This is a genomic window from Nocardia pseudobrasiliensis NBRC 108224 (assembly GCF_001613105.1).
Taxonomy (GTDB): domain Bacteria; phylum Actinomycetota; class Actinomycetes; order Mycobacteriales; family Mycobacteriaceae; genus Nocardia; species Nocardia pseudobrasiliensis.
The window spans coordinates 1-11,089 of record NZ_BDBS01000021.1; the positions used below are offsets into that span (position 1 = coordinate 1).

Sequence of the window (11,089 nt, forward strand, 5' to 3'; positions counted from 1 at the left end):
CGCCGATCCAGACCACGCGGCGATGAGTGATCGCGATCGGGGCCGCGGCCGCGCGACAGGACAGGATGGCCGCGCCCTCGGCGATGGTCCGCTCGGGATCGCGTGCGACGAAGACCGGCCGGGCCAGCGCCTCGCCCAGCAGGCCCGCCACCTCGGGCGGCCGCGCCGCACCGCCGACCACCAGCACGCGATCGACATCGGCCATCGTGACGTCGGCGACGCGCAGGCATTCGTAGACCAACCCCAGGGACTTACGAATGTGCGCGGCGCGTAGCTCGGTGATCTTGGCATCGGACAGCACGCCGACCAGGGTCGGCGCGTCGGTGGCGCCCCAGTGCGCCCGCCGGGCCATCAGTGCGCCGAACGCGCGGCCGCCGAAGACCGTGGAGCGCAACGGTTCTCCGACGATCGGATCGACCGGGCACCCCGCCCCGACCCGCACAAGTGTGACGGTCAGACCCGCGCCGCCCAGGTCGTAGACCAGGGTCAGACCGGGCATGAGCGGACCGTGCCGATCCTCGAGCCAGGCGGTGGCGGCGATCGGCTCGGCGACCAGCCGCGCCTGCGGTAACCCCACCGCGTCGAGCGCGTCGCGCAGCTCCTCGACGCGTTCGGCCGGATATCCGACCGGGTGGGTGATGGTGATCCCTACGCCCGCATCGGGTTTCGCGCCGATCACCTGCCGGATGACACTGTCGGCGACGGTGGCCACCAGATCGGCCGCCGACAGCGCCCGATGCCCGACCCGGGCGGTCGGGGCCGTGCGCTGGGTGAGATCGGCGAATTCGGTGATCGCCCGGCCGTGCCGCGGAATACGGCCCACGCGTGCGGTACCGGTGCTGTCGAAGGTGAGCGTCGTGCGCCAGGTGATCGGCGGCCCGCCGCGCGCTCTGCCCTTGGCATCACCGCCCGAGGCCGAAACGGCGCAGACCGTGTTGACCGTGCCGATACTCACTCCGAGCCCAACCGTCATCACACCCACCTCGATCGACGAGCCGCGTTTATCGAACTGTGATCCGACCCGCAACAAGGCAATCACCTGTGCTGAGAACTTGCCAAGCAGAGGACACGAGGTTGTCCGCCGAATGGCTTCAGCTGGCAGGCAGTTCGGGAACCCGGGTCGCGCGGGCGAAGACCGTCTCACCGTCGCGCAGATGCAGCGCTTCGGCGTCGCCGCGGGTCACCTGGGCGGTGAACAGATCTCCCGTGGCGGCGTTGCGCAGTTCCAGGCGCACCTCGAAGCCCAGATGCACGACGCGCTCGACCGTCGCACGGGTGACGCCGGCGGATTCGGCGGTGCCCTCGTGGGCGGCCAGCGCCATACCCGGATTGCGGCCGATGCGAATATCGTGCGGGCGCACGAGATGGCCGTTGAGTTTGGCGACCGCGCCGAGGAACGACATCACGAATTCGTTGGCGGGACGGTCGTAGACGTCCTCGGGGGAACCGACCTGTTCGATGCGCCCGGCATTCATCACCGCGATCCGGTCGGCGACATCGAGCGCCTCCTCCTGATCGTGGGTGACCAGCACGGTGGTCACGTGCACCTCCTCGTGCAACCGCCGCAGCCAGGTGCGCAGATCGTGGCGCACCTTGGCATCCAGCGCGCCGAACGGCTCGTCCAGCAGCAGCACCTGCGGATCCACCGCCAGCGCGCGAGCCAGGGCCATGCGCTGACGCTGCCCGCCCGACAGCTGCGCCGGATAGCGGTGCTGGAATCCGTCGAGCCCGACGATGCCGAGCAATTCGTCCACGCGCTTATCGATTTCGCGCTTGGGCCGCTTGCGGATCTTCAGCCCGAACGCCACATTGTCGCGCACGGTCATATGTTTGAACGCCGCGTAATGCTGGAAGACGAATCCGATATCACGCTTCTGCGGCGGCACCCGGGTCACATCGCGCTCGGCGATCGTCACCACGCCCGAATCCAGCGATTCCAGTCCGGCTATCGAGCGCAGCAGCGTCGATTTCCCCGAACCGGACGGGCCCAGCAGCGCGGTCAATTCGCCCGAGGGAATGTCGAGACTGACATCGTCGAGTGCGGCGAACGAGCCGTAGCGTTTGTTCGCATTGGTCACGGTGATCATTTGGCAGTGCCCCGCTTGCGTTCGAGGAGGGTCATCAGAATCAGGGTGACGAGCGCGAGACCCATCAGCAGGGTCGCCGCACAGTAGGCGCCGAAGGTGTTGTGGTCGTTGATGTATCGGCCGTGCACCAGCAGGGTCAGTGTCTGGGAGATGCCCGGTAGCGCCGAGCTCACCATGATGACCGCGCCGAATTCGCCCAGTGAACGCGCGACGGTGAGCACCACGCCGTAGGTCAGGCCCCAGCGGATGGCGGGCAGGGTGATCCGCCAGAAGGTCTGCCAGCGGGTCGCGCCCAGGGTGGCCGCGGCCTGTTCCTGATCGTCGCCGATCTCGTGCAGCACCGGGACGACCTCGCTGACCACGAACGGCAGCGTCACGAAGATGGTGGCGATCACCATGCCCGGCAGCCCGAAGATCACCTTGAATCCGAGATTCTCGATGCCGCCGAACCAGCCGTTCACACCCCACAGCATGATCAGCGAAACACCAACCACCACAGGCGATACCGCGAACGGCAGATCCACGATGCCCTGAACCAGGGTGCGGCCGGGGAAGTTTCCGCGCACCAGCGCGATCGCGGTGATCACACCGAACACCACATTCAGCGGCACCACGATCACGATGATCTCGAGCGACAGATCCAGCGCCGAAATGGCGGCGGGGGTGCTGATGGATTGGAAGAACGCGCCGATACCGCGTTCGAAACTGCGCCACAGAATGATGGCCAGCGGCGCGACCAGGAGTATGAGCAGATATCCCAACGCGATCACGCGCAGCGAAATCCGGGTCGGTGCGGACAGTTTCATCGCGACAGCTGCTCCTTTCGCGCCGTGCGGTCGGCGAAGATACGCAGAACGATGAGCGTCAGAAACGAAATCACCAGCAGCGCCACCGAAACCGCCGCGGCGTTCATCGGCCGGTCGACCTCGATCTGCTGCTGGATGTACTGCGAGGCCATCTGGGTCCGTCGCGGAATATTGCCGCCGATCAGGACCACCGAACCGTATTCGCCGATGGCGCGGGCGAAGGCGAGTCCGCCGCCGGAGATGATCGCCGGGCCCAGCGTCGGCAGCACGATCCGCCGGAAGGTGGTCAGATTGTCCGCGCCCAGCGAGGCCGCGGCCTGTTCCACCTCCCGGTCGGCCTCGATCAGCACCGGCTGCACCGAGCGCACCACGAACGGCAGCGTGACGAAGGCCAGCGCCACCACCAGACCCGGCTGGGTGGCATTGAGATGCACATCGATCGGGCTCTCCGGACCGTACAGCGACAGCAGCACGATGCTGGCCACGATGGTCGGCAGCGCGAACGGCAGATCGATCAGCGCGTTCACGATGCTCTTACCCGGAAATTCGTCGCGCACCAGCACCCAGGCGATCAGGGTGCCCATGACGACATTGATCACGGCCACGATCACCGAGACCAGCACCGTCACCCGCAGCGCGTCCAGCGCCGCGGGTGCGGTGACGGCGTCCCGGAAACCGGACCAGCCCTCGTCGAAGGAATGGAAGGTGAGCGCGGCCAGCGGCAGCAGCACGATGAGGCTGAGCCACAGCACCGCGATCGCGATGCCGAGGGGGCCGACCGAACCGGTCACCCGCAGCCACGAGCGCCCGCGCTTTCGTCCGATACTGCTGTCGGTCACAGTTGTCGAGTATCCCGTGCGCTACTTGGTGGCCTTGTCGTAGATCACCGCGACACTGCCCGTATTCGGGGTGAACAGGTCCTTGTCGACCTGCTTCCAGCCGCCCAGATCCGCGACGGTCCACAGCTTCTGCGGCTGCGGGAAATCCTTGGCGAAATCGGCGGTGACCTTGGGATCGACCGGACGGAAACCGGCCTGGGCGAATGCCTTCTGGCCGTCGGCGGTGAACAGGAAGTCCTTGAACTTCACGGCCTTGTCCAGATTTTTCGCGTTCTTGATCACAGCGACCGGATTCTCGATCTTGAACGTGGTCGGCGGCACGACGTGTTCGATCGGATCGCCGTTGCGCTCGGAGAACAGGGCCTCGTTCTCATAGCTGAGCAGCACGTCACCGGTGCCCTGCAGGAAGGTGTCGGTGGCCTCGCGGCCCGATTTGGGCTGAACCTTCAGATGGTCCTTGGAGATCAGCTGACCCAGGAAATCCAATCCGGCCTGCGGATTCTTACCGCCCTCGCTCTTGGCGGCGTAGGGGGCGAGCAGATTCCACTTGGCCGAACCCGAGCTGAACGGGTTGGGGGTCACCACCTCGACGCCCGGCTTCAGCAGATCGTCCCAATCCTTGATGCCCTTGGGATTGCCCTTGCGGACCGCGATCACGACCACCGAGCCGAACGGAATTCCCTTGTTGGCGTCGGCATTCCAGTTCGCGTCGATCTGGCCGGAGTCGACGAGCCGGTTGATGTCGGGCTCGACGGAGAAGTTCACGACATCGGCCTGCGCGCCGTCCTTGACCTTGCGGGACTGATCGCCGGAAGCGCCGTAGGAGGCCTGCACGCCGACGCCCTTACCGCCCTCGGTCTTGTTGAATTCGGGGATGACCTTGTCGAAGCCGGGCTTGGCGACCGAATAGGCGACCAGCGTCAGCGAACTGCTGCTGCCGGCCCCCTCGCCGCCGCCGGCGGTATCGCTGGCTCCACCACCGCAGGCGGTCAGGGTGACCGCCGCCAGCGCGGTGAGCGCGGCGGCGACGGTGCGTCGACGCGTGAAAAGCCGGAAACTGCGAGACATCGGGTGAACCTTTCCTGCTGCCCGCCATCGGCGAATACGGATGTGGCGGAACGTGGGGGTGCCGGTATTGGCTACGGCGAAACGCCGCCGGAACGGATTCGATCTGCGATGAGGATGCGCGCCGGTCTGGGGAGAAGATACGCGCAGCCGAACCCGGTCAGCTGTCAGCGACAGTAGATGTCGGCGACCACGAGGCAGCGCACTGCGATCAACGCCAATTCATGGCGGACCTGCGGCACAACGCTCGACGACACGGGCAGACTTTAGCAGAGCGCGAGGAAACCTCGCGAATCACCCGAATGGAAACAAAAAAGAGGCCCCGCAACACTTTCCGGGGCCTCATGGCGTAGTGGAGCTACCGCGATCGGTCTAGTCCTCCTCCACCTCCGGAGGGCTCTCCAGCAGATCGAGGATCCACTCCTCGGTCGCGGTCTCCTCCCCGTCCTCGCCGTCCTCGTCCACGCGCAGCCGGTTGTGCAGGCGAACGCCGAGCCCGAGCAGCTGAGCTGCCCGAACCATCTCGATCGCCTCCTCCGGCGAGGCGTAGTGGGTGGCGATCAGGCGGGGACCGTCTTCGGCGTCATCGGCTTCCAGCAGCTGCTCGAGCTCCGCGAAATCCTCATCGGTTGGCATGCGTGCACAGTACCCCAACCCGGTTACGGGCGAACACTTTTGGCAATCTGCCAGCGAACCTCAACCCGCAGTTCAGCGTGTAATAAGCCACGCCACGACAACCAGCACCAAAAGGGCGATCAGGGCCAGCTGGACACGCGAACGCGGCATCAGGCGGCTTCCTTCCGCATCGGCCGCGGGGCGGGGGTGGGCGGCTGGGATTCCCCGGCGGGGGTCCGGTCGCGGCCCAGCAGTCGAAGCGCCAGCCGCAGACCGCGGTCGAGCAGGTACGCGAGTGCGAAACTCACCGGGATCATCCCCACCAGGACCACGGCGAACTGCGGTACGAACGGCAGGCCGGCCACCCACAGTTCGAAGCCGTCCCACCAGCCAGCAATGTGATGCACGAAGCCCAGCGTAGTAGCTCCGAATGTGGACTCGATCGGCGGCCGCGCCGATGATGGTTCCCATGGCGTCCTTCGATGAACCGATCACCGGCGAACCCGACAGCGTCGAGCCGGAGATCATCCCCGTCCGCCGCGACGCGCTGGCCGATATCCCCGATATCCAGCTGGCGGGCGGCTTCGTGCCCGCGTCGCTCGGGACGACCCACAAATCGAATTTCCCGCCCATCGACGACTACGCCTTCCTGTCCGACTGCGAGGTCAACTGCCTGATCGCCCGCAACGGCGCGGTCGAGTGGATGTGCCTGCCGCGACCGGACTCCCCCAGCGTGTTCGGCGCGATGCTCGATCGCAGCGCCGGTCATTTCCGGGTCGGCCCGTACGGGGTCAATGTGCCCGCGGCCCGGCGCTATCTGCCCGGCGGGATGATCCTCGAGACCACCTGGCAGACCGATACCGGCTGGCTGATCGTGCGCGACGCCCTGGTCCTGGGCCCCTGGCACAACAACGACAAGCGCAGCCGCACCTATCGCCGCACCCCGATGGACTGGGACGCCGAGCACATCCTGCTGCGCACGGTGAAATGCGTGAGCGGCGTGGTGGAGGTGGAGCTCAGCTGCGAGCCCGCCTTCGACTATCACCGCGCCCCCGCCCGCTGGGAATACACCGGCGAGGTCTACGAACAGGCCACGGCCACCGGCGAGAACACCGACCTGCCGTATACGAGCCTGACCCTGACCACCGATATGCGCATCGGCATCGAGGGCCGTGAGGCGCGGGCCCGCCGCCGCATGAGCGAGGGCGACGAGGCGTTCATCGCGCTGTCGTGGTCGCCGCTGCCGCCCCCGCGCAGCTTCGCCGAGGCCGCGCAGAAGATGTGGGCGACCACCGAATGCTGGCGGCAGTGGATCACCCTGGGCAAATTCCCCGACCATCCGTGGCGCGGCTATCTGCAGCGCAGCGCCCTCACACTCAAGGGTCTGACCTACGCCCCGACCGGGGCGCTGCTCGCGGCGGCGACCACCTCGCTACCGGAAACCCCCGGCGGAGAACGCAACTGGGACTACCGCTACTCGTGGGTTCGTGATTCGAGCTTCGCGCTGTGGGGCCTGTACACCCTCGGCCTGAATCGCGAAGCCGACGATTTCTTCGCCTTCCTGCACGATGTGGCCAGTAATGGAAACGGCGAACCGCTGCCGCTGCAGGTGCTCTACGCCGTCGGCGGTGAGCGCGAGATCGCCGAATCCGAGCTCAAACACCTCTTCGGCTACGACGGGGCCCGGCCGGTGCGGATCGGCAACGGCGCCTACAACCAGCAGCAGCACGATGTCTGGGGCGTCCTGCTGGATTCGGTCTATCTGCATGTGAAGTCGCGCCAGCAGGTGCCGGAGACGCTGTGGCCCATGCTGGAACGGGCCGTACAGGGCGCGATCGACAATTGGCGCGAACCCGATCGCGGCATCTGGGAGGTACGCGGCGAGCCCAAGCATTTCACCTCGTCGAAGATGTTCTGCTGGGTGGCGCTGGATCGCGGGGCGAAACTGGCCGAGATGCACGGCGAGATGGACTTCGCCCGCAAATGGGCCGAGATCGCCGACGAGATCCACGCCGATGTGCTGGAGAACGGCGTCAACAGCGCGGGCGTGTTCACCCAGACCTACGGCGAGGATTCGCTCGACGCGTCACTGCTGCTGATGCCGCTGGTCCGATTCCTGCCCGCCTCCGACGAGCGGGTCCGCAAGACCGTACTGGCCATCGCCGACGAGCTGACCGATCAGGGTCTGGTGCTGCGCTATCGCACCGACACCACCGACGACGGCCTGTCCGGTGCGGAGGGCACCTTCACCATCTGCTCGTTCTGGTTGGTCTCGGCGCTGGTGGAGATCGGTGAGGTGGCCCGGGCCCGCCGACTGTGCGAACGCCTGCTCGGCTACGCCAGCCCGCTGGAGCTCTACGCCGAGGAGCTCGACCCGCGTACGGGCCGTCACCTCGGCAACTTCCCTCAGGCGTTCACCCATCTGGCCCTGATCAACGCCCTCACCCACGTGATCAGGGCCGAACAGTCCATCTCGTCGGGCGATTTCCACCCGGCGCACCGGATCTAGCGGGGCTAGCGCCCCTTGGGAACGCAGGCGATGGTGTCGAAGTCGGCCTGGCCGTACCACTCCGGCCGGGCCCGCATCCGGGCCTGATTGGCGCCGAGCCGGGCGGGCACCTCGACCTGCGGCAGATCCTGACCGTCGATCGACTTGGCGGTGCAGATCCAGTGCGGCCCGGCGTCGGAATCGGTATTGGGAATGATCGGAACCGCCTCGGCGGCGGGGGCCGCCAGCGCGGCCAACATCAGTCCGATCGGCAGACCAGCGAGCAATTTCATACGCAAAATACATCCTCCGCAAGAAGAACCACGGTTTGGCGTAACCTACCGCACCGGTGCTCGGCGCACAGGCTAGATCGTGTCGGCCCGTTCGCGTAGATCGCGAAGTTGCACGAGCGAGGACTCGATATCGGTGAGGCGACGGTTGCGCCCCTCCGGGGAGTGCACGGCCGCGGCCTCCTCGGTGGCGCGCAGCGATTCGTCGGCCGAACGCAGCATCTGATTGGCCAGATTCGTGAAGTGATCGCGCAGGGTCCGCTGCACCGTGCGCAGGCGATTACGCGATTCCTTGCTCACCTGGAAGATCACGTCGTCCATCAAACGCGCGACCGCGACCTTGGCCTCGGCCTGCCGCTTGTCGCGACGCAGCGAACGGTCCTCCCACAGCGCGTAGGCGCCCAGCAGCACCGCCGCGGTGATCGAGTAGGGGTTCACCGGCGGCATCCCGGCGACGCTGGCCAGCAGCACGCCGATCATCAGCAGACCGCCGTAACCGCCGCGCATGACGTTCACGATCGGTTGCACCACACCGACTTTCGTGCGGCCCAGCGGTTCCAGCGACGCGACCGGCTCGAGGACCTCACCCGGATTCTCCAGGCGCAGATCCGGCATCGGCACATCCCGGTCGGTGCCGAACTTGTTGGCCACCTGCTCGGCCAGTTCGATCGAGCGGTAGTGGGCGATGACGAAGTTCTCCTCGACCGCCTCGCAGATGCGCGCGTCGAGATCCGCGCCGAATTCGGTCCAGCCGCGGCCCGGATCCTTCTGCGCGATCTCCGATTCCGCGTCCCGGATCAGGCTGCGCAACCGGTGCCGCAGATCGTGTTCGATATCGGCCATCAGCTCCGCGCAGCCGTCGGCGAGGGTGACCTGCCAGTTGGCCGAGCGCTGGCGCAGATCGTCGGCCTCGGCGCGCAGCATGCGCAGCCGGTCGGTGATCTCGCCGTAGCGCCGCGGATCCCGCAGCGTCTCGGCCTCGCTGCGCAGAGCGAGCGCCAGATGATCGGTGATCATGCGGATATCGCGCGCCGCTGCCTCGCGCGCCACCGTGTCGGCGCGACCGAGTACGTAATCGCGCACATGGTCGATCAGTTGCGGCACACCGGATTCCAGATCGCGGCGACGATCGCCCCCGGCGCGCAGATGCATCTCCGCCGAGATCGGCGCCACCGCGAAGCCCAGTCCCGCGCCGTCGAGCAGATTCCGATTGCGCTGCTGCACCTGCGCCCAGTGCGGGTACCGGTCGATCTTGTTGAGCACGCAGATCACCGTCGGGCACACCTGCTGGATGCGCTGCAGCAGCGCGATCTGCTCCGGACCGTATTCCGCGCCCGCGTCGGAGACATAGAGGACCGCGTCGGCCGCGGCGATCAGCGACCAGGTCGTCGGGGTGTCCGCGGGTGCGCCCGGCGCGTCCATCACCACGAAGCCCTCGGCCAGAAATGCGCTGGGCTCGGCGAATTCGGCGCGGATCACGCCCTCGGCCGACAGCGCCGGACCCGGATTCAGCGGATCGACCGGCTGACGTTCGACGCGACCGCCGACCGTGGAGCGGATCAGGGTGGCCGACGGCTCGGGGCCGTATTCGGCGATCACCGGCACGCTGACCGGACTGTCGGTGGCACTGACGATCGCCCCGACCAGACCGTTGACGAGCGTGCTCATTCCGTTCTTGGGCTCACCCACGACCACCAGGCGTACGCGCGGGTCGGCGACCCGGGCGCGCGACATGGAAAGGCGCGCGGTCAGATCCGCGCGTCCGGACGCGCGCGTCTGCCCGAGCAGCTCATCGAGCAGCCCGAGCAGGGGCGCCATGGCGTCCGGATGCTTGGCGGTGCCGGAGTCCAGTGCAGCCGACCCCGTCACAGCGTGATGTGCATATCGGCGACCGGATGCAGCACCGGATGATGCAGTTCGGCATAGGTCGCGTCGGGCAGGAGCTGACTCGACAGCGCACCGCCCGCGGCGACGGTCAGCGTGCTGTGATCGTCGACCCACGGCGAATGGTCGTAGGCGTCGACCACATGCGCGACCGGCTTCACCGGCACCTGCGTCGGCGCGACGCCGCCGCCACCGACGGGCGGCGTCACCGTATGCGGCGGTTCGACCGGCACGGGATGTACACCCGCTCCGCCGCCGACACCGCCGATATCGCCCGAATTCGGGCTGACGGTAACCGGAGTCGTCGGCACCGAGGGTTCGTGGCCCGGCGCGGTCGGCGTGTCATGGCCGGTCGGCACGGTCGGATGCGGGGCGGTCGGTTCGGTTCCGGTCGGGCCGTGACCCGTATTGCCGGTCGCGGGCGGCGTGGCGCCGGCGTCCGGATCGTGGGTGCCCGTCGGCGTGGAGCCGGTTGTTCCCGTCGATCCGCCCGTTCCGGTGGCCGGGGTGGTGGGATCGGTCGAATCGCTCGGTCTCGTCGAGGTGTCGCCGGGGCGGGTCGAGGTCGAATCGCCCGGGCGGGTCGTGGTCACGCCGCCGGTGTGACCCGTGGTCGAATCGCCGGTGGTCGTGGTGGCGTCGCCGGGCCGAGTGACCGAGGTGGGCGGAATGCTCACGTGCGGAACCGAACTCGGCTTCTCGACGTCGGTCTGCGGCTGCGACATCGGCGCGGTGCTCGTCGACGGGTGCTCGGCCGTGGTCTTACCCGTGGTCGAACTCGGCGAGGTGGTCGCCTTGGTGGTGCCGCTGCCGTGTCCACCGGCGATCACCGGCACGGCCGCCGCCGGACCCGCGTGGGTCGGCAGGACGGCCGCGATCGGATGGCTCGCCACCTCGGGCGCGTTACTGGTCTGCAGCGGGGTCGCCGCCACAGGGGCCAGCGCGGGCGCGGGCGGCGTGAACGGCTGGGCCACCGCGACATTGGCGACCGGAGCGGACACGGCCACGGGAGCGG

11 protein-coding genes and 1 pseudogene are annotated in these 11,089 nt (G+C 67.6%); 1 reads left to right on the top strand and 11 read right to left on the bottom strand.

Annotated elements, in window-relative coordinates:
* The 8 genes from NP4_RS17475 to NP4_RS17505 form a co-directional block, all read right to left on the bottom strand.
* Positions 1-973: Hsp70 family protein (locus tag NP4_RS17475; protein WP_156524919.1), on the bottom strand; the 973-nt coding region annotated here is incomplete at its 3' end.
* A 118-nt stretch (positions 974-1,091) separates the two neighbouring features.
* Positions 1,092-2,087, bottom strand: a complete 996-nt coding sequence (locus NP4_RS17480) for a sulfate/molybdate ABC transporter ATP-binding protein (RefSeq protein ID WP_067999011.1) — start codon at positions 2,085-2,087, stop codon at positions 1,092-1,094.
* On the bottom strand, positions 2,084-2,893 hold the full coding sequence (gene cysW, locus NP4_RS17485) for a sulfate ABC transporter permease subunit CysW (RefSeq protein ID WP_067999012.1): 810 nt from the start codon (positions 2,891-2,893) through the stop codon (positions 2,084-2,086). The genes NP4_RS17480 and cysW overlap by 4 nt, the downstream gene beginning before the upstream one ends.
* Positions 2,890-3,732: a sulfate ABC transporter permease subunit CysT gene (gene cysT / locus NP4_RS17490; protein WP_067999014.1), complete on the bottom strand. Its 843-nt coding sequence runs from the start codon at positions 3,730-3,732 to the stop codon at positions 2,890-2,892. The genes cysW and cysT overlap by 4 nt, the downstream gene beginning before the upstream one ends.
* A 21-nt stretch (positions 3,733-3,753) precedes the next feature.
* On the bottom strand, positions 3,754-4,800 hold the full coding sequence (locus NP4_RS17495; protein ID WP_067999016.1) for a sulfate ABC transporter substrate-binding protein: 1,047 nt from the start codon (positions 4,798-4,800) through the stop codon (positions 3,754-3,756).
* A 164-nt stretch (positions 4,801-4,964) separates the two neighbouring features.
* Entirely contained in the window at positions 4,965-5,054 is a 90-nt protein-coding gene (locus tag NP4_RS43380; protein ID WP_342773471.1) for an Ms4533A family Cys-rich leader peptide, read from the bottom strand.
* A 115-nt stretch (positions 5,055-5,169) separates the two neighbouring features.
* Complete coding sequence (locus NP4_RS17500; RefSeq protein ID WP_062508982.1) at positions 5,170-5,433, bottom strand: hypothetical protein; 264 nt, start codon at positions 5,431-5,433, stop codon at positions 5,170-5,172.
* Positions 5,434-5,582: 149 nt separating this feature from the next.
* The gene (locus NP4_RS17505) at positions 5,583-5,819 is read right to left on the bottom strand and encodes a hypothetical protein (protein ID WP_067999017.1); all 237 of its coding nucleotides are present in this window, start codon (positions 5,817-5,819) and stop codon (positions 5,583-5,585) included.
* A 62-nt stretch (positions 5,820-5,881) separates the two neighbouring features.
* On the opposite strand from NP4_RS17505, the gene NP4_RS17510 reads away from it, so the two are divergent.
* Positions 5,882-7,921, top strand: coding sequence for a glycoside hydrolase family 15 protein (locus NP4_RS17510; RefSeq protein ID WP_067999025.1), 2,040 nt, complete (start codon positions 5,882-5,884; stop codon positions 7,919-7,921).
* Positions 7,922-7,926: 5 nt separating this feature from the next.
* On the opposite strand, the gene NP4_RS17515 is transcribed toward NP4_RS17510, so the two are convergent.
* From NP4_RS17515 to NP4_RS41650, 3 genes and pseudogenes are all read right to left on the bottom strand, one after another.
* Positions 7,927-8,193 carry a hypothetical protein gene (locus NP4_RS17515; protein ID WP_067999019.1) on the bottom strand — a complete coding sequence of 89 codons (267 nt, stop codon included), beginning with the start codon at positions 8,191-8,193 and terminating at the stop codon, positions 7,927-7,929.
* A 72-nt stretch (positions 8,194-8,265) separates the two neighbouring features.
* Positions 8,266-10,059 (bottom strand): P-loop NTPase family protein, encoded by a 1,794-nt coding sequence (locus NP4_RS17520; protein ID WP_082875957.1) that lies wholly within the window; start codon positions 10,057-10,059, stop codon positions 8,266-8,268.
* A pseudogene (locus NP4_RS41650) lies at positions 10,056-11,089 on the bottom strand (hypothetical protein); the annotation flags it as partial. The pseudogene NP4_RS41650 and the gene NP4_RS17520, both read right to left, overlap by 4 nt.

What these genes read in the sequence shown, in the direction of transcription:
- NP4_RS17495 (WP_067999016.1), bottom strand. Translation starts at nt 4,800, where the DNA reads ATGTCTCGCAGTTTCCGGCTTTTCACGCGTCGACGCACCGTCGCCGCC.
- NP4_RS17480 (WP_067999011.1), bottom strand. Translation starts at nt 2,087, where the DNA reads ATGATCACCGTGACCAATGCGAACAAACGCTACGGCTCGTTCGCCGCA.
- NP4_RS17510 (WP_067999025.1), top strand. Translation starts at nt 5,882, where the DNA reads ATGGCGTCCTTCGATGAACCGATCACCGGCGAACCCGACAGCGTCGAG.
- cysW (WP_067999012.1), bottom strand. Translation starts at nt 2,893, where the DNA reads ATGAAACTGTCCGCACCGACCCGGATTTCGCTGCGCGTGATCGCGTTG.
- NP4_RS17515 (WP_067999019.1), bottom strand. Translation starts at nt 8,193, where the DNA reads ATGAAATTGCTCGCTGGTCTGCCGATCGGACTGATGTTGGCCGCGCTG.
- NP4_RS17500 (WP_062508982.1), bottom strand. Translation starts at nt 5,433, where the DNA reads ATGCCAACCGATGAGGATTTCGCGGAGCTCGAGCAGCTGCTGGAAGCC.